This is a genomic window from Streptomyces sp. NPDC086549 (assembly GCF_044746205.1).
Classification (GTDB): domain Bacteria; phylum Actinomycetota; class Actinomycetes; order Streptomycetales; family Streptomycetaceae; genus Streptomyces.
The window spans coordinates 28,866-51,325 of sequence record NZ_JBIVBS010000005.1 but is presented as its reverse complement, the minus strand read 5'-3'; the positions used below and the strand labels follow the sequence as shown (position 1 = coordinate 51,325).

Here is a 22,460-nt window from a genome sequence, read left to right as displayed (position 1 = left end):
CTGATCGTGCGCTGCAGACACGCAGCAGGTCGATGTGACGACGGGAGGTCAGAAGAGGCGACGGCCCCGGGGTACGGCTCACTCTGCCGGTGACCGTGTCAAGGCGCCCCATGTTTCCCTATCCATTCACTAGGATTCCCATCTGGAGTGTCGATCGGCCTCCGCGCCACGTCAAGGGGGCGTCCACGACTGGGACACCGGGCTGGTGACGGGCGGACCGCGGTCCCGGTGACCGACGGCCTCCAAGTTGCCGCGCGACGGGCGGGAGGGTGCGCTGGAGGAAGTCGGCCGACGTGTGCGGAGGGAGCGGGATCCGATGGCGGACGACCCACACCCCGGGGCCGGCGCGGTGCCGGGTGCCGTGCCCGAGACGTTCGTGTTCGCCTGCGCGGACTGCGGGTACGTCTGGCAGGCCGTCTTCCAGGTGGTGTTCTTCACCGACCCGACCTCGCTGTACACCCAGGAGTACCTCGACGAGGCGGGCCGGGCCCTGCGCTCGCCCCTCTCGGACGCGGTCTGCCCCCGCTGCGGCGGACGCCGGGTCGACGTGACGACACCCGAACGCGCCGGCCGCGCCGGACGGCCGTCGCCGCCCCGCCCCGGGCACCGCACCGGGCACCGCCCCCACCTGCGTCACCGTCGGCCCGGCCGGCCCGGCGAGGGAAGCGGTCCGGCGTGAGCGCCCCGCCGGGCCCCTCACCCGAACGGGCCCGGTGCACTGGTCGGCCGCGGTGACCGGTGGTGGCGTGGAAGCACGTACCGCGTTACCAGGAGGCCGCGCGATGAACCGTCCGTCCCGTCCCGCACGAGTCCTCGCCTCGGCCCTGGCGGCAGGGGCGCTGCTGGCCACGGCTTCCTGCTCGGACGGCGGCGGGTCCCCCGAGGCGGCGGAGGTCACGCCCGCGGCCGAGCGCCCGCCGTCCCCGTCCGCCACCGCCGCCCTGACCGGACCCGGCGCGAAGGCCGCGCTGATCACCGCGGCCGACATCGAGAGCCCCTGGACGGAGGTCAACAACGCGGCGACCTGGCGCAACCAGCTGCTCGTCGGCAAGGTCGACGTCGCCCAGTTCCTCAGCGGGAAGGCCAGCGCCGCCGACTGCCAGAAGCTCCTCGACGGCATGTACTCCGACACCCTGCTGGGCCGGGCGACCGGCGCGTCGGCGCTCACCGGCTTCACCGCGAACGACTACCGGCTGCTCTACCAGGTCGGCGACTACGGCAAGGACTCGCTGACGAAGTCCCTGGACTGGATGAAGACCCTCCCGCAGAAGTGCGCCCAGTTCACCGCGAAGGCCTCCGACGGCAGCGAGCGGACGGTCCAGGTCATCGAGCTCCGGCTGCCGAAAGCGGGCGACGCCGTGCAGGGGCTGACGGTGACGGTGCAGGGCACCGCGGACGGACAGCCGGTCACGCTCACCCAGGACGTCGCCGCGCTCCGGGTCGGTGCTTCCGGGGCCACGGTCACCAACGGCGGCCCGTCGGGCGCCGATCACCCCAGCACCGTGAGCGCGGTGGAGGCGGGCGCCCGGCGGCTGCAGGACGTCCTCGCCGGGAAGACCCCGACCGCCAACCCGAGCCAGTTCGACTGAACCCTCCCCCGGCGCGGCCCTCCCCACACACAGCGACATGTGACATAGTACTGATGTGGGGAAGCGACTGACCTGCGATGTCGTGGTGGTCGGGGCCGGGATGGTGGGCACGGCCTGCGCGCTGTACGCGGCGCGGACGGGTCTCGACGTGATCGTGGTGGACCGCGGGCCGGTGGCCGGCGGCACCACCGGCGCCGGCGAGGGGAACCTGCTCGTCTCCGACAAGGAACCGGGTCCGGAGCTGGAACTCGCCCTGCTGTCGGGCCGGTTGTGGGCCGGGCTGGCGCGGGAGACCGGGGACGCGATCGAGTACGAGCCCAAGGGCGGTGTCGTCGTCGCCGAGACCTCCGAAGCACTCGCCGCCCTGGAAAGGTTCACGGCCGGCCAGCGGGCCGCCGGGGTCGACGCGGAGACGGTGGACGCGGGCCGGCTGCGCGATCTGGAACCCCATGTGGCACCCGGCCTCGCGGGCGGGGTGCACTATCCCCAGGACGCCCAGGTCATGCCGGCCCTGGCCGCCGCCCACCTGGTACGCGCCTCGGGCGCCCGCCTCCTCACCGGCCGGACCGTGACCGCCGTGCCGCGCGCGCGGAACGGGGCGGTGCGGGGCGTCCGCACGGACCACGGCGAGATCCACGCGCCGGCCGTGGTGAACGCCGCCGGGACCTGGGGCGGCGAGCTGGCCGCCCTGGCGGGCGTCCACCTTCCGGTACTCCCCCGGCGCGGCTTCGTCCTGGTCACCGAGCCGCTGCCCCGGCTGGTCCGGCACAAGGTCTACGCGGCGGACTACGTGGCCGACGTGGCCAGCGACTCGGCCTCGCTGAAGACCTCGCCGGTCGTCGAGGGCACGGCCGCCGGGTCGGTGCTGATCGGCGCGAGCCGCGAACGGGTGGGCTTCGACCGGTCGTTCTCCCTGCCGGCCGTACGGGCGCTGGCGGCCGGTGCGACCCGGTTGTTCCCCTTCCTGGCGCGGGTCCGGGCACTGCGCACGTACGCGGGTTTCCGGCCGTACCTGCCCGACCACCTGCCCGCGATCGGCCCCGACCCGCGCGTGCCCGGGCTGTTCCACGCCTGCGGGCACGAGGGCGCGGGCATCGGACTCGCCACCGGCACCGGACACTTGATCGCCCAGGTGCTGGGCGGAGGAACGCCGGAGCTGGACCTCTGGCCCTTCCGGCCGGAGCGCTTCCACGGAGACGAGGTGAACACCCCGTGAATCCCCTTGAGTTGGCCGGGGCGCGACCGGGCCCCGCGTTCACGGTCACGTTCGACGGCCGGACGGTCGAGGCGCTGCCCGGCCAGACGGTCGCCGCGGCTCTGTGGGCGGCAGGCGTGACCGCGTGGCGCACCACGCGGCGCGAGGGCCGCCCGCGCGGGGTGTTCTGCGGCATCGGGGTGTGCTTCGACTGCCTGGTGACCGTCAACGGCCGCCCGAATCAACGGGCTTGCCTGGTTCCGGTACGGCCCGGCGACACGATCCTCACGCAGGAGGGGACGGGCCACGATGACTGAGCGACCGCACCTCGCCGTGGTCGGGGCGGGCCCGGCGGGCCTTGCCGCCTCGCTGGCGGCGGCCGCACGCGGAGTGCGGGTCACTCTCGTCGACGCGGCCGAGGAGGCGGGCGGGCAGTTCTACCGGCAGCCCGCCGCCGCGTTCGGCGCGCGCCGCCCCCAGGCCCTCCACCACGCCTGGCGGACCTGGGAGCGGCTGCGTGCCGGGCTCGACTCCTACATCGCGGCCGGACACGTCCGGCACCTGATGGACCATCATGTCTGGTGCGTGGAGCGGAAGTCGGAGGGCGCGGGGGACGAGGACCACTTCGTCGTGCATGCGCTGCGGGGTCCCGCCCAGGAGGAGGGTGTCGCGCTGCGCGCCGACGCCGTCCTCCTCGCCACCGGCGGATACGAGAAGGTGCTGCCCTTCCCGGGCTGGACCCTCCCCGGGGTGCTCACCGCGGGCGGGGCGCAGGCCATGCTCAAGGGCGGGCTGGTGCTGCCGGGCCGCACGGCCGTCGTCGCCGGGACCGGACCGCTGCTGCTGCCCGTGGCGACGGGGCTCGCGGCGGCGGGCGCGCGCGTGGCCGCGCTCGTCGAGTCCGCCGATCCCGGGGCCTTCCTGCGGCGGCCGTCCGCCCTGACCGCACAGCCCGGCAAGCTCGCCGAGGGCGCCTGGTACGCGGCCCGGCTGCTGCGCCACCGGGTGCGCGTCCTCGTCCGCCACACCGTGGTCGAGGCGCACGGCACGGACCGCCTGGAGGCGGTGACCGTCGCGGCGCTCGACGCGCACGGACGGGTCGGGCCCGGCAGCGAACGCCGCATCCGCTGCGACACCCTCGCCGTGGGGCACGGCATGCTGGCGCACACCGACCTGGCCGAGACGCTGGGCTGCCGCCTGACCGGCACGGACGTCCACGTGGACGGCGAACAGCGCACCGATGTCCCGGGTGTCTGGGCGGCCGGGGAGGCCACCGGGATCGGTGGCGCGACGCTCGCCCTCGCCGAGGGGCACATCGCCGGACGCTCGATCGCCGCCCGCCTCCACGGGACCCGGCCCGACCCGCGCGCCTGGGCCGCCGCCGCCCGCGCCCGGACCCGGCTGCGCGCGTTCTTCGCGGCGCTCGACCCGGTGTACGAGCCGCCCGCGGGGTGGGCGGACCGGGTCACGGACGACACGGTCGTGTGCCGGTGCGAGGAGGTCACCGCCGGTGAGGTCCGGGCGGCCGTGGGCGGTCTCGGCGCCGGCGACCTGCGCACGGTCAAGCTGCTCACCCGGGCCGGGATGGGCTGGTGCCAGGGCCGGATGTGCGGACCTGCGGTCGCCGGGCTCACCGGATGCCCGCTTACCCCGGCGCGACGACCGCTCGCCCGGCCCGTGCCCCTGGGGGTCCTGGCCGGGCGGGACGAGGAACAGGACGAGGAACAGTGCGACTGAGCGTCGGCAGCCTTCCGACGCACACCGGCGCCGATCAGTAATATGTCACACACCATCGGATTGGGGACCACTTCATGACCCTCCCGGAGAACCGCCCCTGGCACGGTGTCCTGGTCGCCACCGCGCTTCCCCTGCGCGACGACCTCACCGTCGACTTCGACGCGTACGCCGAACACTGCGCCTGGCTGGTCGAGAACGGCTGCGACGGTGTCGTACCGAACGGCTCGCTCGGCGAGTACCAGGTGCTCGCCCCCGAGGAGCGCGCCAGGGTCGTGGAGACGGCGGTGGCGGCGATCGGCGGCGCGCGGGTGATGCCGGGCGTCGCCGCCTACGGCTCCGCCGAGGCCCGCCGCTGGGCGGAGCAGGCCGGTGAGGCCGGCTGCGCGTCCGTGATGCTGCTGCCGCCCAACGCCTACCGCGCCGACGAACGGTCCGTGCTCGTCCACTACGCCGAGGTGGCCCGGGCGGGCCTGCCGGTGGTGGCGTACAACAACCCGATCGACACCAAGGTCGACCTCGTCCCCGAACTCCTCGCCAGGCTGCACGGCGAGGGCCACATCCACGGTGTCAAGGAGTTCTCGGGCGATGTCCGCCGCGCCTACCGGCTGGCCGAACTCGCCCCGGAACTGGACCTGTTGGTCGGCGCGGACGACGTACTGCTGGAACTGGCCGTCGCGGGCGCCAAGGGCTGGGTGTCCGGTTACCCCAACGCCCTGCCCGCCGCCTGCACGGAGCTGTACCGGGCCGCGGTGGCGGGAGAACTCGGCGCCGCGCTGCCCCTGTACCGGCAGCTGCATCCGCTGCTGCGCTGGGACTCGCGGGTCGAGTTCGTGCAGGCCATCAAGCTGTCCATGGACGTCGCCGGACGGCACGGCGGCCCGGTGCGTCCGCCGCGGGTGCCTCTGCTGCCGGAGCAGGAGGCCGCGGTCCGCGCCGCCACCGAGAAGGCCCTCGCCGCGGGACTCGACTGACTCGACCGAGAAGGAGGCCGGCAAGTGCGCAGCAGACTCGTCCTGCACGCCGTCGACTCGCACACCGAGGGCATGCCCACCCGCGTGATCACCGGCGGGATCGGCACCGTCCCCGGCGCGACGATGAACGAGCGGCGGCTGTACTTCCGTGAACACCTGGACCACATCAAGCAGTTGCTGATGAACGAACCGCGCGGCCACTCCGCGATGAGCGGCGCGGTCCTGCAGCCGCCGACCCGCCCCGACTGCGACTGGGGCGTCGTCTACATCGAGGTCTCCGGCTATCTGCCGATGTGCGGGCACGGCACCATCGGCGTGGCGACCGTGCTCGTGGAGACCGGCATGGTGGAAGTCGTCGAGCCCGTCACCACCATCCGCCTGGACACCCCGGCCGGGCTCGTCGTCGCCGAGGTCGCGGTCGAGGACGGAGCCGCCAGGAACGTCACGCTCAGGAACGTGCCGTCCTTCTCGGCCGGCCTGGACCGCAAGGCCGTGCTCGCCGACGGGCGGACGGTGACGTACGACCTCGCCTACGGCGGGAACTTCTACGCCATCCTGCCGCTGGCGGAGTTCGGACTGCCCTTCGACCGTGCCCGCAAGGACGACATCCTGCAAGCGGGCCTGGCCCTGATAGACGCCATCAACGCCGAGGCGGAGCCGGTCCATCCCGAGGACCCCTCCATCCGCGGCTGCCACCACGTCCACCTGTACGCGCCCGGCGCCACCGCCCGCCACTCGCGGCACGCGATGGCCATCCACCCCGGCTGGTTCGACCGCTCGCCCTGCGGCACGGGGACGAGCGCCCGCATGGCGCAGCTGCACGCGCGCGGTGAACTGCCCCTGCACACCGAGTTCGTGAACGAGTCCTTCATCGGAACGCGGTTCACCGGCCGGCTGCTGGACGAGACCGAGGTCGCCGGGATCCCGGCCGTGCTGCCGAGCTTCACGGGCCGCGCCTGGATCACGGGCACGGCCCAGTACCTGCTCGATCCGACCGACCCCTTCCCGGAGGGCTTCGTGCTCTAGCCCTCCATACTGGCAGCACATGACATTGCACCGGCTCGTACGATCATTGGTCCAAGGAGACACCCGATGACCGCCCAGCGCAGCAGCCCCTCGTCTGCCGCACCCGAACTCCCCCGCCTGGGCGGCCGTCGGAGCAGCTACCGCGAGCGGGTCGCGGAGGCACTGCGGGCCGCGCTGATCGCGGGCGAGCTGCGGCCGGGCGAGGTCTACTCGGCCCCCTCGTTGGCCGCGCGCTTCGGCGTCTCGGCGACTCCGGTGCGCGAGGCGATGCTGGACCTGGCGAAGGAGGGCCTGGTCGACACGGTGCCCAACAAGGGGTTCCGGGTGACGGCCGTGTCCGACCGGCAGCTCGACGAGTACACGCACATCCGCTCGCTGATCGAGATCCCCACCGTGGTGGAGCTGGTGGGGACGGCCGACCGGGTCTCCCTGGAGGCGCTGCGCCCGGCCGCCCGGGAGATCGTGACCGCCGCGGTGGCGGGCGACCTCATCGCTTACGTCGAGGCGGACACCCGCTTCCACCTCGGCCTGCTCGCGCTGGCCGGCAACGCCCACCTCGTCGAGGTGGTCGCCGATCTGCGGGGCCGCTCCCGCCTCTACGGGCTCACCGCGCTGGTGGAGGCGGGCCGTCTGCTGGCGTCCGCGGAGGAGCATCTGGAGCTCCTCGACGCGCTGCTGGACCGCGACGCGCGGGCCGCACACGAGATCATGACCCGCCACCTGGGCCACGTACGCGGCCTGTGGGCCGCACGGACCGATCAGCAACCACGCTGAGCGGAACCGGGGTCGCCGATGTCGTACCACCGCTCCACGACCGTCGTCCCGGGCGCCCATGCGGACCGGGTGACGGCCCGGGGCGTCCGCCGGCCGGGCGAGGTGTTCGCGTCCGCCTTTACGGCGGCCGACAGCGCGCCCGCGACGGCGGTGAGGCTTCCCGCGCCGTCCGGGAGGACGGCCCGCCAACGCGAAGTGCGAGGCGCGCTGTTCGCCGTGGCGCGGGCGGGCGGTGGGGACATGGGCTTCGGAGCGGGCCACGAGGGTTCCCGGAACGAGAGATCCGTACGGTGTCGTCCTCACGCCACGACCGGGCGGCCGGGCGAAGGGCCACCGGGCCGCACGGTACGAATGCCGTCCACGGCTCCCGCGGCCCGGCGCGGAGCCCCGGCGGGCCTCGCGTTCAGCGCACGTCGGCCCCCGCCGGTCTGTCGTCGAGGAAGCCGCCCGACTGGTGCCGCCACAGCTTCGCGTAGGCGCCCTCCGACGCGAGCAGCTCCTGGTGCGTGCCCTGCTCGACGATCCGCCCGCGGTCGAGGACGACGAGCCGGTCCATGCCCGCGACCGTGCTCAGCCGGTGCGCCACCACGAGCGCCGTCCGCCCCTCCATGAGCCGCCACAGCGCCTCCTGCACGAGGATCTCGCTCTCGGAGTCCAGGGCGCTGGTCGCCTCGTCGAGCAGCAGGATCGGCGCGTCCCGCAGGATCGCCCTGGCCAGGGCGACCCGCTGGCGCTGCCCGCCGGACAGCTTGACGCCCCGCTCCCCCACCATCGTGTCGAAGCCGTGCGGCAGCGCGTCGGCGAACTCCGTGACGTGCGCCGCCTCGGCCGCGCGGCGGATCTCCGCGTCGGTGGCGTCATGCCGGGCGAACGCGATGTTCTCCCGCAGCGTGCGGTGGAACATCGCCGGGTCCTGGGGCACGTAGGCGATCAGGCCGCGCAGGTCGGACTGGCGCAGCCGGCTGATGTCCTGACCCCCGATCAGGATCCGGCCCGCGTCGATGTCCGTCATCCGCAGCAGCAGCCGGGTGAGCGTGGTCTTGCCCCCGCCGGACCTACCCACGAGACCCACCTTCGTGCCGCAGGGCACAGCCAGGTCGAGGCCCTCGAACAGCGGATCCCCTCCCCCGTGGGCGAAGGTCACCCGCTCGAAGCGGACGTCGGCGGCCTCGGCGGCCTTGGACGGCAGCGGCTCCGGCGACGCCGGGTCGAGCACGGTCGGCGGCTCCAGCAGCAGTTCGGTGAACTGGGCGGCCTCCGTCATCGAGCTCTCCAGACGGCGGTAGATCTGGTTGAACTCGAACATGATCCGGGTCGCGTTGGTGTAGTACGTGAAGGCGACCACGACCGCCTCCACGCCGTGCCCGCCCCCGCCGACCGCGACCGCGATCAGCAGGCCCAGCGCGTTGGTCAGCACGGACATCGGCGCGACCAGCGTGTCGATGCGCAGGTTGCCGTAGTCCCACGACCGCAGCATCAGCCGCCGTGACGTGGCCACGCGGGACCGGAGCTCGGCGGCCTCGCGTCCCTCCGCGGCGAACGCCCGTACCGTGTCCATGTTCATCAGGCTGTCGGCGACATGGCCCGACACCCGGGCGATCGCCTCCTCGCGCTGGTTGACCAGCGCCTGGCGGCGACGGATGAGGGGCGCCACGCACAGCGCCGTCAGCGCGATCATCACCAGGAGCCCGACGACGAACAGCGGATCGTAGCGCCACAGCACCACCGACCCGAACACCAGGGGCACGAGGCTGCCCACGAGGTTGAACGTCAGCGTGTCGACGAAATCCTCGAAGCGGGAGGCGAAACTCAGCACCCGCTTGGTCAACGACCCGGCGAAGTTGTCGTGGAAGAACGCGGCGTCCTTGGCGAACAGCTCGTCCATGCCGATGAGGTACAGCTGCTCGATGCCGAGGGCGTCGAGACGGTTCACGCAGTGCAGGCCGACGCGCCACAGCGCCTCCGCGAGCAGCATGACGCCGACGAAGCCGAGGACGTACGGCAGCGTCGCGCCGAGGGAGTCGCCGGTGTCGCCGGCGATGCGGCCGACGAGCTTGGCGACGACCAGCGGCGCGATGTAGTTGAGGCCGATGTTGCCCAGCGCGGGCAGCAGCATCGCGGGCACCGTCAGCCGCCGGAGGCGGGCCAGCTCCCGCCCGTAGTAACGAAGTGCGAGGAGCACCGGACCCCTGGCAGGGGGAACCCGGTGCGATCGAGGCGATCCCATCACAACCCTGTGTCGTCAGGTGGGTACGGAAAGTGAGAAATCGCAGTGTCCCGCGGCGGCTCCCGTCACGTCCAAAGGTTTTTCGGGGCTGACGGCACACCGCCGTGACCCGAAGCACGGGTTCGCCGTTCTCCAGCAGGTGAGGCTGCGGCAGTTTGGCTTCATGCGCTCGCGCGCGGTGTTTGTGCACCATTGCCCGCTCGCGGAGCGTCGATGGCTGGATACGCTATGTCAAGGTGGGATTACCGGCGCGCAACGGAGGGCGCCATGCCGCGAGGGGAACGAGTGCTGGTGGGTCGGGCCGAGGCACAGCAACGTGAGACGCAAGCGGGAGCCGGCGGACGGCACCATCGGGACGCCGGGATCAGCCCCGGCGCTCTTGAACGAGACGTGGAACTGGCGGCGGCGCAGGCATCGTTGGACGCTCTGCGCAGCCGTGCGCAGTCAGGCGCGACGAGCCCCGTGACACGCCGGGACGGGGTGCTGGCCTTCACGGGCGCCGCGGGAGCGGGCAAGACGACCCTGCTGGACGAGGTGCGCAGGCTCGCGGCAGAGCGCGAGAGCCGGGTGCTGTCCGCCAGGGGCGGCGAACTGGAGCAGGGCGTGGGCTTCCACGTGGTGCGGCAGCTGTTCCAGCCGCTGCTGGCCTCGTACTCGGACGGTGAGCGGCGCGAGCTGCTGGGCGACTGGTACGCGATCATCGGGCCCTGTATCGGCCTGTGTCCCCCGGGAGAAGGAGCGACGCCCGACCCGCAGGGTGTGCGGGACGGCCTGGACTGGCTGGTCACCAACATGGCTCTGCGGCACGGACCGCTGGTCATGATCGTCGATGATGCGCACTGGGTGGATCTCGAATCTCTCATGTGGCTGACCTCCTTCGCCCGACAGGCCGAGGAGCTGCCGGCGCTGATGGTGGTCGCATACCGGCCGGCGGAAGGGACCGAGGGCGCGAAGGCGTTCAGCGGCATGATGGAGCGCAACCGGGTACGGCCGCTGGACCTGGAGCCGTTGACGCCCGACGCGGTCTGCGAGCTGCTGCGGGGTGCGCTGGCCACGGACGTCGAAGAGGCGTTCTGCCACGAGGCGTGGCTGGTCACCGGCGGCAATCCCTTCGAGACAGTGGAGTTGGCGGCCAGAATCCGCGAGCGGGGAGTCGATCCCGTCCGGGAGAATGCCGGGCTGCTGCGGGACCTGGCGGCAGCCACCACCATGGGTGGCGGCCTGGTGGACCGGCTGGAGCAACTGGGCACGTCCGCCACCCGCCTCGCCTGGGCGGTGGCCATCCTCGGTTCGGAGGCGACCACGGATCTGGTGGCGTCCCTGGCCGCGCTGGGCCCGGCGGATGTCTCACAGGCCGCGGACCGGCTGCGGGCCGAGCACATCCTCAAGCCCGGCGGGCGGCCGGAGTTCGCCCATCCGCTCATTGCCACGGCGGTGTACCGGGCGATTCCCGGCGCGACTCGCGTGGCCCTGCACGGCAAAGCGGCGTGGGAACTCATCGAGACGGGGCTCGGTCCCGCGGTGGCGGCGCGGCACCTGCTGGAGACTCAGCCCGAGGGCGACGACGCGGTGGCGCGCCAACTGCGCGACGCGGCCCGCGAGTATGTGCGCCGGGGCGCTCCCGAGGCCGCCCGTCGCTGTCTGAGCAGGGCATTGCGCGAATCTCCGGTCGCGGAGCTGCGGGCCGCCATCCTGCACGAGCTCGGTTCGCCGGCTCTGACCCAGGACCCGGTGACCGCGGTCAACCATCTGCGGGCGGCGCTGGACGAGCCCGATCTGCCGGCCGTACTGCGCCAGGACATCGTGATCCGTCTCGCGCGGGCGCTGGCGTACTGCGACCGGTTGTCCGAAGCGACGCACGTCATGGAGGAGGAAGCCCGCACGACCGCGGACGCGCGGGGCCGTCTGCGGCTGCTGACCGAACATTTCATGCTGGCGGCCTTCACGTCCGAGGACCACGACGGGCCGGCACTGTCTCGCCGGCTCACCCAGCTCACCGAGCGTCTGACCGGACGCGAGGAAACCGAACGGTATCTCTTCGGGCTGCGCGGCTGGGACGCCGCGGTGCGCGGCGAGTCGGTGTCGACGGCCCTGGAGTACGCCGAGCGGGCGAAGAGCGACGACATGAGCTGGACCGACGAGCGTTGGGGGTTCGAGGTTCCGGTACTGGTGGCGCTCACCTTCCTGCTCTGCGACCGTCCCGAACGGGCCGAAGAACTGTTCGCCCGTGGCATTGCGGAGTTCGAGCACCAAGGATGGCGTGGCACTCCCCTGGCACTCGGTTACACCTTCCTCGGCTACATCCGGTTCCGCTGCGGCAAGCTCGCCGACGCGGAGGATTTCGTCAGGGCGGGACTGCGGCTGGCCGACCGAGTGAGCCCCGAGCTGCCCGTGCACTGGTGCGCGATCGGCAGCCTGATCGAGATCCTGCTCGCCCGGGGGCAGGTCGAGGCGGCGGAGAAGATGGCGGCGGATCACGGTCTCGGTGAACCGTTCCCGTCCGCCGTGACGATTCCCGACGCGCAGACCGTCCACGCCGAGCTCCTGCTGGCCCGGGGAACGGAAAAGGAGGCGGCAGCGGAACTGACCCGGGTGGGACAGCGGCTCGACGGACACGGGATGCGCAATCCGGGGCTGTATCCATGGCAGCTGCGCCTCGCCCTCGCATCCCGCGCCACGGATCTCCGGCATGCCCGCGAACTGGCGCAGAGAGCGGTGGGCCGTGCCGAACGCTTCGGCGCGGCGTCCACCACGGGGCATGCGCTGCGCGTCATGGCAGGGCTGAGCGACGGTCCCCAGGCCATCACCCTGCTGCAGCGTGCGGTCACGGAACTGGAGCGATCGCCCTCGTCGTACGAGCTCGCCTGCGCACTGGTCGAGCTGGGAACGGCACTGCGCCGAGCCGGGCGGGTGTCGCAGGCCGCCGAGCCGCTGTACCAGGGTGTGGATCTCGCGGCTCAGTGCGGCGCCGATCCCGTGGTGACCCAGGCACGCGACGAACTCGTCGCCGCGGGACTGAGTCCCCGGCGCCTGACGTAGAGCCGAACAGGCGCCGCCGAGGGCGCAACACCACGCCGCGACGGGGCGCGGCGACACCAGGAGTGCGCCCCCGTACGCGCCAGATCGTGAACCATGAGGCGGGTGGGGACCGTTGTACGTTTCGCCGGCACGTGCCCCGTAAAGGCTCCATGTGAGTCCTGAAGGAGCAACGGTCTTCCGTGATCCCTCACTGTTGACGCGGGTAGCGGCAGCTCTTTCCGGAGCTCCGCTGTCACGGCGCATTCCTGGGGGGGGTCATGCGAGCGGCGATAGGTACGCAGGATCGGGCCGTACCCACGCTCGATCCCTTGGCGCTGGACCTCGCGGCAGCGTCCCCTCAGGGCAGGGCCCTGAGCGTATTCGACGGCGTGCCGTTCCCACCTCGTGCCACCGCGGCCTTACGCCGCCCGGCTCATGGCGCCCCCGCGCGCATCCCGTGAGGGCCCGAGCGAACGTGTGCACTTCGATCGCCTGCCATGAACTCCCGTGACTCCAGGGGACCCCATGTCTGACATCTCACCGCTGCGCACCGGCACCTCGCTGCTTTCCCGGCACGAGTGCGAGAAGGCCGAGGGATTCTTCCTTCCCGAGCTGCCGCGGCTGCTTCCTGTGGCGTACCACCCCAAGGCGGCGCAGATCGAGTTCCGGTCGAATGCCTGGGTGCGCCGGTATCTGGCAGGGTGCTTCGCCGACGAGGGGGACCTGCTGAAACTCCTGCGCGAACGCGTGGGCCTGTACGCGCCCCTCATCGCTCCTACGGCCGACGAACAGCGCGTACTGGATCTCGCCGACTTCTACCATTTCGTCGGGCTCATCGACAGTCTGGCGGCGGACCACTCCGGGCTGGGAGCCAGCGATCGCGGAGCACGCGACGTCTTCGACAAGATCCTGGCCGACTTCGCCGCCGGGACCGACGTCGCACTGAGCGACGACTCCCCGTTCGGACGGGCGGCCCGGGACCTGTGGCGGCGCATCAGCGCGGGACTGACGCCGGATCAGGTCCTCCGGTTCAGGGCGAGCATGAGCCGCTTCCTGCGGGGAATCGCCGCCGAGCTCCCGCACCAGCTGACCGGCTCGGTTCCGGACTACGACACGTACCTGACCATACGAATCGACAGCTTCGGCTGCGACTTCATCCTCCTGCTCACCGAATACGCCCTCGCCGTCGACATGACCGGGCCGGCCGCGTCACCGCAGTTCGTGGCTGTGCACCACCACGCGATGCGTCAGCTGATCCTCGTCAACGACCTGCTGTCCCTGCGCAAGGAGCACGGAGACCCCATGAACGCGGTACGCGTGCTGTGCTGCCACGGCGGGCTGACGCTCCAGCGGGCCGTCGACCGCGTCTGCGAGTTGGTCGGGCTCCATGAGCATGCGTACATCGCGGCCCGGGACGCCGTGCGGCACGGCCCGTTCGGCGCCCGCGCAGACGTCCGCTCCTACCTCGACGGGCTTGATCATCTGCTGGCCGGCAGCCAGGAATACGAATACCTCACCCCTCGCTACTTCGGCGATGGATCCGTATGGGACGGCTCCACCTCCGGCTGGATCAGCCTCACCGCTCCCATCGCCAGATTTCTGCCCCGGGCCGGCGACGCAAGCAGGACAACAGCGGGCCGGCGCAGCCGGATTCCGCACTGGAAGGAGCCTTAGAGTTGACGACGACCCACGAGGCACGACCGGACTCGCGCGCCGCGGCCACGGGCCTGGCTCCCGGTGGGCTCCCGCTCCTCGGCCACGCGATACCACTGCGGCGTCGGCCGCTGGACTTCCTGGCCGCGCTGCCCGCTCACGGCGATCTGGTGGAGGTGCGGCTCGGCCCACGCCGGACGTACCTGGCCTGCCATCCCGACCTGGTCCAGCAGGTACTGCGGGATTCGCGGACCTTCGACAAAGGCGGCCCGGTCTTCGACAAGGTCCGCCTCCTCACCGGCAATGGCCTTGCCACGTCCTGCTGGGCGGACCACCGGCGTCAGCGCCGGCTGATGCAACCGGCCTTCCACCCCGAAAGGATGCCCGGATACGCCACCGTGATGGACCAGGAGATCAGCTCCATGGTCGACTCGTGGCAGGAAGGGCAGGCCTTCGACGTCAACACCGCGATGCAGGCGCTCACGGCGCGCATCATCGTCCGCACGTTGTTCTCCACCCGGATCGAGGACCGGGCCGTCGCCGAGATACAGCGCTGTCTGCCGGTCATCACCCGGGGCTTCTTCACACGCATGGTCGCGCCCCTCAGCCTGATGGAGAAGCTGCCGACCCGGAACAACCGCCGTTTCGACCGGGCACTGGGGCGGATGCACAGCGTCATCGACGAGACCATCAGCAGCCATCCGGCCGGAATCGATCACGGGGACCTGCTGTCGGGCCTGCTCGCGGCCGAGGACGAGGAAACCGGCGAGCGACTGGCCGGGCATGAGATCCACGATCAGGTCATCACCCTGCTCCTGGGCGCGACCGAGACCACCGGGAACACCCTGGCCTGGATTTTCCACCTCCTCGGCGAAAATCCCGAGGCCGAGGAGCAGTTGCACCGTGAGATGGACCTTGTTCTCCCCGACCGCCGGCCCGGCTTCGCCGACCTGCCCCACCTGGACTACACCCGGCGCATCGTCACCGAGGCACTGCGCCTGTATCCGCCCCCGTGGTTGCTGACCCGGTCGACCACGTGCGAGACGGAGCTCGGCGGAGTCCGACTGGCCCCGGGCACCATCGTCCTGCTCAGCTTCTACGCCCTTGGTCACGACCCGGCCCTGTTCTCCGCCCCGGAACGGTTCGACCCCGACCGCTGGCTGCCCGAGCGGGCCAAGACCATACCGCGCGGTGCCTGGAGTTCCTTCGGCGGCGGAAGCCGCAAATGCATCGGCGACAGGTTCGCCGCGGTCGAAGTCGCGCTGGCCCTGGCCGCCGTCGCCTCGGGCTGGCGGCTGAGGCCCCAGCCCGGCCCCGGCATCCGGCCGGAGCCGAAGGCAAGCCTGAGTACGGGCCCGCTCCCCATGATCCCCGAGCGACGTCGCCGAGGAAGCAGCGCCACGTCGGAGTGACCGGTGTCACCGGAACAAGGCAGGGCCCGGGCCGGAATACTCCGGCCCGGGCCCTGAACTGCGCCTTCGCAAGTCGGGACGACAGGATTTGAACCTGCGACCCCTTGACCCCCAGCAGTGAGGACCAAGGGGATTGTCGTGACATAATGGACTAATTATGAGCGCGAATCGTGCGTCCGAGGTTCCGCCGTACACCATCGCGCGTACCGTGTGGTCCCCATCTGGTCCCCAGGGGTCCGTCCTCGAACGCCGACATCTCGAGGCGGGACGTGCCGTCCCTCTGCCCCTGAACTCGCTCTTCACAGTCGAGGGTGTGGACGTTGCCAGCTGGTCGCCGGGCTCGACGAGTCTCGGTTTGGTCGTCGTGGGGCAACGCTTTGACCCTGATCGTGCGGTCCTGGCTTGTCGCGTGGTCAAGCCGATGGTTGGTGCCGCCGCTGCGGTTGAGCGGGAATCGCGAGGGTACTGCTCGGCGAACGCATCGCGGATGCGTCGCCGCACAGACGACAGGCTTGCCGTTGAGGGTCACACAAGCCCAGTTCATCTGGCCCCCGATCATTCATGCCGTCGTCTGGGCCACGGCGTCCCCAGGGGCTTGATTCGCGCGCATGGCCGAGGTCGGGAGGCCGCGTAGGGGCGTAGAGGCCCCATCAGGAAGACCTCGACGCGCTTGACGCAACCTACGACCGTCCCGACCTGACCACGTTCGCCCGGCTCGATGCACTCGGCCTCGAAGTCACCGGGCAGGGGCTCGACCCGGATCGTGCAGTGCCGGCATGCCGAGTCGTTGAGCCGGACCGGTGGTGCCGCCGGTGCGGCTGTGAAGGATCGCCGCGCGACACGGTGACCCGGCGGCCGGTGCACGAGCCGCTCGGCCGGCGACCCACCACCTTGGTGATCAGCCGGCGTTCGCCGCCGTACAGGTGCCGGCGGTCGACGGGCCGCAGCAACCGGGCCGCGTCGAGAACGTCGGCCAGCCGATGCTGGTCTGAGTCGGCGTAGCGGACCGCGTTCGTCAGCACCGTACGTACACCGAGCCGGTCGGCCAGGCCCACGGTGCGCGCGGCCAGCCGCAGTGAGCCCGCGCCGGTACCCTGCCGTCCCAGGTGCACGGCTTCCAGCCGCAGCCGCTCTCCGGCCGGCTCCCGCCACGGCGCGAGCAGCTGCTCGGCGACGTCGGGACGGCCGCCGGACAGGGCCCGCACCGGTTCGGAGGCCGGGCCGAGCAGGTCCTGGTCGGCGTACGCGCGCAGGCGGGGCCGGCACACGACCGGCACCGCGCCGTCGGCCTCGGGCGTGCGCGGCGGACACCAGGCGGCACAGCCGCGCCCACCCGGCCACGTACTGCGCGAGCAGGGTGATCCGCAGCGGCGGCTCGATCACGTGCGCGCCGCCGCGCACGGGCGTACGCGGCCGGGTCGGGCGGGGTGAACGGGGCGACGGCGACGTCGAAGAGGGGCGGATACCGACGGCCGCGGCAGCGGCAGCGGCAGCGGCAGCGAAGCGGACCGTGCCCGCGACGGTGTCCCGGTCGGTCCGCGCGAGCGTCGTCATCCCGCGCTCGGCAGCGCGCGGTCCTGGCTCGCCGTGCGCATCGACAGCACCCGCGTCGTCAGACTCACGGACCGAGGCCGCGACGCCCTCCGCACTCACCTGCGCCTCCCGGCGGCTGGGTTGACAACCTGTTCCTGAACCTCTGGGAGCACTCCTCGCGAGGCAGGTGGAGTTCGACTCTGCTTGGTCGCAGGAGGCCGCTGCATGGGTGACTGCTTTCCCTGCCAAGGCGAATTGCACTAGGGCAGAATCTATTTGCTCCTAGCGCGATGTCCGGATACATTCCGCGGCATGCCTGCCTCATTTCCCCTGCCCGTCACGCTCACCGGCCGCCACGTACGCCTGGAGCCGTTGGCGATGGAGCATCTCGGTGAGCTGTTCGCCGCGGGAGGCCGCGACGAGGAGGTGTGGAGGTGGCAGGGCGGGCCGGCACCAAGGACCCAGGAGGAGCTGGGTGGCAAGCTCGCCGCGCTGCTGGGGGACGCCGACCGCGGTGAGTACGTTCCCTTCGCGGTCATCCACCGTGCGAGCGGCCAGGCCGTCGGCTGGACCACGTACATGGACATCGACGTGGCCAACGAACGGCTGGAGATCGGCTGGACGTGGTACGGGCGCGCGTATTGGCGAAGCCCGGTCAACACCGAGACGAAGCTGCTTCTCCTCACCCATGCTTTCGCAGACCTGGGCATGGGACGCGTGCAGTTGAAGACCGATCATCTCAATCACCGCTCGCAGGCAGCCATCGCGCGTCTCGGTGCACACCGCGAAGGGGTCCTGCGCCGTCATCGCCGACGGCCGGACGGCACCTGGCGCGACACGGTGTACTTCTCGATCCTTGCCCGGGAATGGCCTGCTGCCAAGGAACGCCTGACTGCCCGCTTGGAAGGACTCGGCCATGACGCATAGCGCCGTGGCGCCGGAGGCTCCGGTCACGGCCGGCATGTCTGCGTCCCGGCTGGTGCTCTGGGACATCGACCATACGTTGATCGAGTGTGGTGACGCCGCACGGCAGGCTTACGCCGCGGCCTTCCAGAAGGCGACAGGGCAGCCTCTGACAGTTCCTTGGAGGTTCGATGGCCGTACTGAACTGGCCGCCGCAGAAGAGGTCTTGCGGGCCCACTCCTTGAATCCCGGCGGCGCGCTGCTCGACACGTTCCTGGACCTGATCGTTACGGAACTCCGCGTCCGGGCCGACGACCTGGCCGCGCACGGGCGGGTTCTGCCCGGCGCGCTCGAAGCGCTGATCGCTGTTGAGGCCCTGCCCGGGGTGCGCCAGTCGGTGCTCACTGGAAACCTGTATCCGCTTGCCATCTTGAAGATGACGGTGTTCGGTCTCGCCGGCCATGTCGACTTCCGCTTGGGCGCGTACGGCGGCGACGCCCTTGAGCGCGCCGACCTCCCAAGACACGCCTTCGATCGCGTCCATCGGCGTCTCGGCACGCGTTACTGCGGCGCGACGACTGTGATCATCGGTGACACCCTCCGCGATATCTCCACCGCTCACGCGGTCGGTGCGAGGAGCATCGCCGTGGCCACGGGAACCACGAGCGCCGACGAACTCACGGCCGCCGGAGCAGACGTCGTCCTACCCGACCTGACAGACACCACCGCCGTGGTCAAGGCCGTGACGGGAAAGACGGCCGTCTGAGTGCCTTGAGGCCGAAATGGGTCGCGAGGGCTTCCTCGACGTTCTCGTCGCATTGATCGAGGAACTGCTCCATCTCGCGGGCGAGCGACGTGGCTTGGTTCCGAGCGAGGGCGCCCGGCGCGGCGGCGCGTGCGAGGTCGTTCATGAGGGAGCCTGTTCGAGGATCTGGTTTTCGAGGTCGGCGATGTGTTGGTCGACGAAGCGAAGGTTGGAGCGGGCGCCCGGACCCGCCACCACAGGTGGTCGACCAGGTGGTAGGCATACGTCTTCTGCGTGCCACTGCCCTCATACATGCGCGGGAAGCTGTCGGACTCCCCCTCCACCGACCCGTCCGGCCACACGATCGTGTACGACCATCCGCCGCCGACGCGCTGCATGGACTGGACTCGCAGATCACCGACCAGAACCTTGCCACCGCCGCTCAGCTTGCGCCGCTGGTGCTCGGGTTCGCGGTGAGACCACCTGCCAAGTCCGGGTGCTCAAGGGTGTTGGGTGTATCGGAGCGCGGCGGTGATCGAGAGCCCGAACAGGTCGCAGATGCGCCGGACGTCGCCGCCTGTGGCATGGATCTCCTGCAGGATGCGGTCCTCGCGCAGCTCCTGTGGCTTCAACTGGTCCGCGATCCAGGGGAAGTTGCGGCTGGCCGGTGTTGTTCGCGGGGCGGTCTTGCGGTTGATGAACAGGTGGGTGTCACGGGTCGTGGGCCAGGTCTTCGTCCGGTGGTCGAGGTATGCGGCCAAGCGGGTCAGGACGGGTCCGGCCAGTGGGAACCTGCGGGAAGTCGCCCTGGCGGACGGCGCCTCCGCCCGAGGTCGGCGAGCCCCGACGGCCGGCAGTGGTCGGCGCCGAGGCGCGCAGCCTCGGGGCCAGTACCGCGCGCAGCGCCGGGGTCAGGCTGTGACGGATCTCGGACGGGGTGAGGGCGGCGGGGGTGGGGAGGGGGTTGAGGTAGCGGGTGTAGATGAGGCCGCCGAGGATCGTCACTACGGCCGTGGCGCGGGCGGTCGCGTCCCGGCCGCCGAGAAATTCAACAAGCCGGGCCAGCAGCTCGCGTTCCAGGTATTCGCGGATCGCCTCGGCGGCCTCGTCGCCCTGGATGGTGAGCTGCTGGAAGTCGGCGTCCTCCCACAGGTCCGTCACCGCGTCGATCAGGCGGTCGGGGAGGGTGGCCGGGTCGCCGCCGAGGACGCCGTCCACCGCCAGCGCATTGGCGCACTGGAACTGCATCACGTCCGCGAACAGGCCCCTTTTCGAGCCGAAGTGGTACGCGATCAGCGCCGGGTCGACTCCGGCGGCCCCGGCCACCGCGCGCAGGGTGGTACTCCGGTAGCCGTGCTCCAGGAACAGCGAACGGGCCGCCGAGACGATCGACTCGCGGGTCGGCGGATTGCCGCGGGGGCGGCCTCGGGTGCGGGCGGGGGCAGGGACGGCGTTATTCATCAGCGTTGAGCCTGCGTTGGGTGAGCAGCACAGTCAAGAGCGTTCCCGCTGCCACACGAAGGGATGACCCGACACCATGCGTATCGCAGTCTTCGGCGCCAACGGACCGACCGGCCGCCGCCTCACCGACCAGGCCCTGGCCGTCGGCCACGAGGTCGTCGCCGTGACCCGCAGACCCGGCTCCCTGTCCGCGCGGCCCGGCCTTGCCGTGGCCGTCGCCGACGCCACCGACCCGGCGGCTGTCGGCGCCGCGATCGACGGCACGGACGCCGTCCTCTCCGCGCTGGGCGCGCGCTTCAGCAAGGAGACCATCACCACGTACTCGGCGAGCGCCACCGTCATCACTGGGGCCATGGCCCGCCACGGCATCAAGCGGCTGCTCGCCGTCAGCTCCAGCATCGCCGACCCGAACTGGCGCCCTACCGGCGCGCATTTCTTCAACCATGTGCTCGACCCGCTGGTGAACCGACGTCTCGGCCGTACCCTCCACGAGGACATGCGCCGTATGGAGGCCGTGATCCGTCAGACGGGCCTCGACTGGACCTTCGTCCGGCCTTCGGGCCTGTTCGAGCACCCCGTCGTCACGGACTACCACACTGCCGAGACCAGCGCCGACGGCGTCTTCACCGCCCGGGCCGACCTCGCCGCGAGCATGCTGCGCGAAATGACGGAGCGGCGGTATGTCCGTACGGCCATGGGCGTCATCACCACGGCCGTGCAGCCGAACATCGCCAAGCTGATCTGGAACGAGGGCGTGAAGAAGAAGTGAGCCGCCCGGCCTTCCCGCTCCCGGCCACCGCACGAGCGTTCCTCACTCTCCCGCACGCGGCCACCCTCACCACCCTCCGTCCCGACGGCACCCCGCACGTCACCCCCGTCCGCTTCACCTTCGACGCGGCCACCGGCCTGGTCCGGGTGACCACCCGGGCGGGGGCCCGCAAGGCCCGGAACGTGAAGGCGGGCGGCCCGGCGGCCCGTGCAGCGCTCTGTCAGGCGGACGGCTTCCGCTGGATCACACTCGAAGGCCGGGCCGCCGTCACCGATGCCCCCGCTCACCTGGCCGAGGCGGTCCGCCGCTATACCGTCCGCTACCACGCGGACCCGCCCGCCCCGCTGGACCTGGTCGTCGTCGAGATCGCCGTCGACCGCGTCCTGCACCTCAACCTCTGAATCCCCCGTATCGAAAGCGAAGTGACACCGCCATGCCCACCCTCCCCGTCCTCGATTCCACCCTCTACTACCGCGAGTCCGGCGACCCCGACGGGCTGCCCTTCGTCTTCCTTCACGGCAACCCCACCTCCTCCCACCTGTGGCGGAACGTCCTGCCGGGGGTGGCCGCACCCGGCCGCCGCCTGCTGGCCCCCGACCTCATCGGCATGGGTGACTCCGGCAAGCCCGACCTCGCCTACTCCTTCGACGACCACGCCCGCTACCTCGACGCGTGGTTCGACGCCCTCGGCCTTACCGACGCCGTCCTCGTCGGCCATGACTGGGGCGGCGCGCTCGCTTTCGACCGCGCCGCCCGCCTCCCGGGCACCGTCCGCGGCCTCGCCTTCACGGAGACCATCATCAAGCCGCTGGTCGGCGACGAATTCCCGGCAGCCGGGCGGAAGTTGTTCGCTCTCCTACGCACCCCCGGGATAGGCGAGGAGATGATCCTGGAGAAGTCGCTGTTCATCGAAGGGCTCCCAGACACACTCGCCACCCCGCTCGACCCTGCCGACCTGGAGGTCTACCGCCACCCCTTCCCGACCCCGCACAGCCGCCGCCCGGTACTGGCGTGGACGCGCATGATGCCGCTGGACGCCGAGCCCGCCGACGTCGTGGCCCGCATCGAGCGGTACGACGCCTGGCTGGCCGCCAGCCCTGAAGTCCCCAAACTGCTCGCCGCGTTCGAGCCGGGACCGGGCGCGATGACCGACCAGGGGACCGTGGCCTGGTGCGAGGAGAACATCGCGTGCCTGGAGGTCTCCCGCCACGGCCTGGCCGGCCACCACTCCCCGGAGGACCGCCCCGAGGAGCTGGCCTCGGCGATCGACGACTGGGCCGACCGTCACGGGCTGGCACGCCCGTAGGCGTCCTCGATCACGGCGGCGCCGCCCGCGGCCTCCTGCCCGACCCCGGCCGCTCCGTCACCTCGATCGCGAAGCTGCTCGGCGTCTCCCCCGACACCCTCTACAACCACATCCCATCCCGGACCTGCGCGAACTACGCGC

At 71.5% G+C, this 22,460-nt stretch carries 19 protein-coding genes and 3 pseudogenes; 17 read left to right on the top strand and 5 right to left on the bottom strand.

All coding sequences use genetic code 11. The features are described 5' to 3' along the window. The first annotated feature begins 316 nt into the window (after positions 1 to 316). The 8 genes from ACIPSA_RS18195 to ACIPSA_RS18160 all read left to right on the top strand — a co-directional run bounded on the left by ACIPSA_RS18195 (position 317) and on the right by ACIPSA_RS18160 (position 7,292). The gene (locus ACIPSA_RS18195) at positions 317 to 679 is read left to right on the top strand and encodes a hypothetical protein (RefSeq protein ID WP_402635611.1); all 363 of its coding nucleotides are present in this window, start codon (positions 317 to 319) and stop codon (positions 677 to 679) included. 103 nt (positions 680 to 782) lie between these two features. Next, positions 783 to 1,589: a hypothetical protein gene (locus ACIPSA_RS18190; protein WP_402635608.1), complete on the top strand. Its 807-nt coding sequence runs from the start codon at positions 783 to 785 to the stop codon at positions 1,587 to 1,589. Positions 1,590 to 1,644: 55 nt separating this feature from the next. Then, positions 1,645 to 2,805: an NAD(P)/FAD-dependent oxidoreductase gene (locus ACIPSA_RS18185; protein ID WP_402635605.1), complete on the top strand. Its 1,161-nt coding sequence runs from the start codon at positions 1,645 to 1,647 to the stop codon at positions 2,803 to 2,805. After that, on the top strand, positions 2,802 to 3,101 hold the full coding sequence (locus ACIPSA_RS18180) for a (2Fe-2S)-binding protein (protein WP_402635602.1): 300 nt from the start codon (positions 2,802 to 2,804) through the stop codon (positions 3,099 to 3,101). Before ACIPSA_RS18185 ends, ACIPSA_RS18180 begins: the two co-directional genes overlap by 4 nt. Then, positions 3,094 to 4,521 carry an FAD-dependent oxidoreductase gene (locus tag ACIPSA_RS18175; protein WP_402635600.1) on the top strand — a complete coding sequence of 476 codons (1,428 nt, stop codon included), beginning with the start codon at positions 3,094 to 3,096 and terminating at the stop codon, positions 4,519 to 4,521. Before ACIPSA_RS18180 ends, ACIPSA_RS18175 begins: the two co-directional genes overlap by 8 nt. A gap of 74 nt (positions 4,522 to 4,595) precedes the next feature. Next, positions 4,596 to 5,492 carry a dihydrodipicolinate synthase family protein gene (locus tag ACIPSA_RS18170; RefSeq protein WP_402635597.1) on the top strand — a complete coding sequence of 299 codons (897 nt, stop codon included), beginning with the start codon at positions 4,596 to 4,598 and terminating at the stop codon, positions 5,490 to 5,492. 24 nt (positions 5,493 to 5,516) lie between these two features. After that, on the top strand, positions 5,517 to 6,518 hold the full coding sequence (locus ACIPSA_RS18165; RefSeq protein ID WP_402635594.1) for a proline racemase family protein: 1,002 nt from the start codon (positions 5,517 to 5,519) through the stop codon (positions 6,516 to 6,518). 66 nt (positions 6,519 to 6,584) lie between these two features. Then, positions 6,585 to 7,292, top strand: coding sequence for a GntR family transcriptional regulator (locus ACIPSA_RS18160; RefSeq protein ID WP_402635591.1), 708 nt, complete (start codon positions 6,585 to 6,587; stop codon positions 7,290 to 7,292). Here ACIPSA_RS18160 and ACIPSA_RS18155 read toward each other — a convergent pair. Together ACIPSA_RS18155 and ACIPSA_RS18150 are read right to left on the bottom strand one after the other, a co-directional pair. Beyond that, complete coding sequence (locus ACIPSA_RS18155) at positions 7,277 to 7,534, bottom strand: hypothetical protein (protein WP_402635589.1); 258 nt, start codon at positions 7,532 to 7,534, stop codon at positions 7,277 to 7,279. The two genes, ACIPSA_RS18160 and ACIPSA_RS18155, sit on opposite strands and share 16 nt — an antisense overlap. A 161-nt stretch (positions 7,535 to 7,695) precedes the next feature. After that, entirely contained in the window at positions 7,696 to 9,519 is a 1,824-nt protein-coding gene (locus ACIPSA_RS18150) for an ABC transporter ATP-binding protein (RefSeq protein ID WP_402635586.1), read from the bottom strand. A gap of 462 nt (positions 9,520 to 9,981) precedes the next feature. Between ACIPSA_RS18150 and ACIPSA_RS18145 the strand changes: the two genes are divergently transcribed. The 4 genes and pseudogenes from ACIPSA_RS18145 to ACIPSA_RS18130 form a co-directional block, all read left to right on the top strand. Then, positions 9,982 to 12,558, top strand: coding sequence for an ATP-binding protein (locus ACIPSA_RS18145; protein WP_402635583.1), 2,577 nt, complete (start codon positions 9,982 to 9,984; stop codon positions 12,556 to 12,558). A 504-nt stretch (positions 12,559 to 13,062) separates the two neighbouring features. Next, entirely contained in the window at positions 13,063 to 14,211 is a 1,149-nt protein-coding gene (locus ACIPSA_RS18140; protein WP_402635580.1) for a terpene synthase family protein, read from the top strand. Positions 14,212 to 14,213: 2 nt separating this feature from the next. Next, the gene (locus tag ACIPSA_RS18135; protein ID WP_402635577.1) at positions 14,214 to 15,602 is read left to right on the top strand and encodes a cytochrome P450; all 1,389 of its coding nucleotides are present in this window, start codon (positions 14,214 to 14,216) and stop codon (positions 15,600 to 15,602) included. A gap of 696 nt (positions 15,603 to 16,298) precedes the next feature. Next, positions 16,299 to 16,529, top strand: a pseudogene (locus ACIPSA_RS18130) (ISL3 family transposase); the annotation flags it as partial. Here the strand turns inward: ACIPSA_RS18130 and ACIPSA_RS18125 are convergent. Beyond that, positions 16,502 to 17,156: pseudogene (locus ACIPSA_RS18125) on the bottom strand (DNA polymerase III subunit alpha); the annotation flags it as partial. The pseudogenes ACIPSA_RS18130 and ACIPSA_RS18125 sit on opposite strands and share 28 nt — an antisense overlap. A 291-nt stretch (positions 17,157 to 17,447) precedes the next feature. Here ACIPSA_RS18125 and ACIPSA_RS18120 point away from each other — a divergent pair. Together ACIPSA_RS18120 and ACIPSA_RS18115 are read left to right on the top strand one after the other, a co-directional pair. Further along, a complete protein-coding gene (locus ACIPSA_RS18120) occupies positions 17,448 to 18,062 on the top strand; it encodes a GNAT family N-acetyltransferase (protein ID WP_402635574.1) in 615 nt (204 codons plus the stop codon). After that, positions 18,052 to 18,804: an HAD family hydrolase gene (locus tag ACIPSA_RS18115; RefSeq protein WP_402635572.1), complete on the top strand. Its 753-nt coding sequence runs from the start codon at positions 18,052 to 18,054 to the stop codon at positions 18,802 to 18,804. Before ACIPSA_RS18120 ends, ACIPSA_RS18115 begins: the two co-directional genes overlap by 11 nt. 479 nt (positions 18,805 to 19,283) lie before the next feature. Here ACIPSA_RS18115 and ACIPSA_RS18110 read toward each other — a convergent pair whose 3' ends face one another. Both ACIPSA_RS18110 and ACIPSA_RS18105 read right to left on the bottom strand, forming a co-directional pair. Next, on the bottom strand, positions 19,284 to 19,544 hold the full coding sequence (locus ACIPSA_RS18110; RefSeq protein ID WP_402635569.1) for a hypothetical protein: 261 nt from the start codon (positions 19,542 to 19,544) through the stop codon (positions 19,284 to 19,286). Between the two features lie 112 nt (positions 19,545 to 19,656). Beyond that, positions 19,657 to 20,244: pseudogene (locus ACIPSA_RS18105) on the bottom strand (TetR/AcrR family transcriptional regulator); the annotation flags it as partial. 76 nt (positions 20,245 to 20,320) lie between these two features. Here ACIPSA_RS18105 and ACIPSA_RS18100 point away from each other — a divergent pair. Genes ACIPSA_RS18100 through ACIPSA_RS18090 form a run of 3 tightly spaced genes read left to right on the top strand, consistent with a single transcriptional unit; the run spans position 20,321 to position 22,319 of the window. Next, positions 20,321 to 21,013 carry an NAD(P)-dependent oxidoreductase gene (locus tag ACIPSA_RS18100; protein WP_402635565.1) on the top strand — a complete coding sequence of 231 codons (693 nt, stop codon included), beginning with the start codon at positions 20,321 to 20,323 and terminating at the stop codon, positions 21,011 to 21,013. Beyond that, on the top strand, positions 21,010 to 21,414 hold the full coding sequence (locus tag ACIPSA_RS18095; RefSeq protein ID WP_402635563.1) for a pyridoxamine 5'-phosphate oxidase family protein: 405 nt from the start codon (positions 21,010 to 21,012) through the stop codon (positions 21,412 to 21,414). Before ACIPSA_RS18100 ends, ACIPSA_RS18095 begins: the two co-directional genes overlap by 4 nt. A gap of 32 nt (positions 21,415 to 21,446) precedes the next feature. After that, on the top strand, positions 21,447 to 22,319 hold the full coding sequence (locus tag ACIPSA_RS18090; RefSeq protein ID WP_402635560.1) for a haloalkane dehalogenase: 873 nt from the start codon (positions 21,447 to 21,449) through the stop codon (positions 22,317 to 22,319). The last annotated feature ends 141 nt before the right edge of the window (positions 22,320 to 22,460 follow it).

Excerpts from the sequence above, each read along its gene's own strand:
- ACIPSA_RS18195 (WP_402635611.1), top strand. The coding sequence starts at position 317 with ATGGCGGACGACCCACACCCCGGGGCCGGCGCGGTGCCGGGTGCCGTG.
- ACIPSA_RS18190 (WP_402635608.1), top strand. The coding sequence starts at position 783 with ATGAACCGTCCGTCCCGTCCCGCACGAGTCCTCGCCTCGGCCCTGGCG.
- ACIPSA_RS18175 (WP_402635600.1), top strand. The coding sequence starts at position 3,094 with ATGACTGAGCGACCGCACCTCGCCGTGGTCGGGGCGGGCCCGGCGGGC.
- ACIPSA_RS18170 (WP_402635597.1), top strand. The coding sequence starts at position 4,596 with ATGACCCTCCCGGAGAACCGCCCCTGGCACGGTGTCCTGGTCGCCACC.
- ACIPSA_RS18160 (WP_402635591.1), top strand. The coding sequence starts at position 6,585 with ATGACCGCCCAGCGCAGCAGCCCCTCGTCTGCCGCACCCGAACTCCCC.
- ACIPSA_RS18155 (WP_402635589.1), bottom strand. The coding sequence starts at position 7,534 with ATGTCCCCACCGCCCGCCCGCGCCACGGCGAACAGCGCGCCTCGCACT.
- ACIPSA_RS18150 (WP_402635586.1), bottom strand. The coding sequence starts at position 9,519 with ATGGGATCGCCTCGATCGCACCGGGTTCCCCCTGCCAGGGGTCCGGTG.
- ACIPSA_RS18140 (WP_402635580.1), top strand. The coding sequence starts at position 13,063 with ATGTCTGACATCTCACCGCTGCGCACCGGCACCTCGCTGCTTTCCCGG.
- ACIPSA_RS18120 (WP_402635574.1), top strand. The coding sequence starts at position 17,448 with ATGCCTGCCTCATTTCCCCTGCCCGTCACGCTCACCGGCCGCCACGTA.
- ACIPSA_RS18115 (WP_402635572.1), top strand. The coding sequence starts at position 18,052 with ATGACGCATAGCGCCGTGGCGCCGGAGGCTCCGGTCACGGCCGGCATG.
- ACIPSA_RS18100 (WP_402635565.1), top strand. The coding sequence starts at position 20,321 with ATGCGTATCGCAGTCTTCGGCGCCAACGGACCGACCGGCCGCCGCCTC.
- ACIPSA_RS18090 (WP_402635560.1), top strand. The coding sequence starts at position 21,447 with ATGCCCACCCTCCCCGTCCTCGATTCCACCCTCTACTACCGCGAGTCC.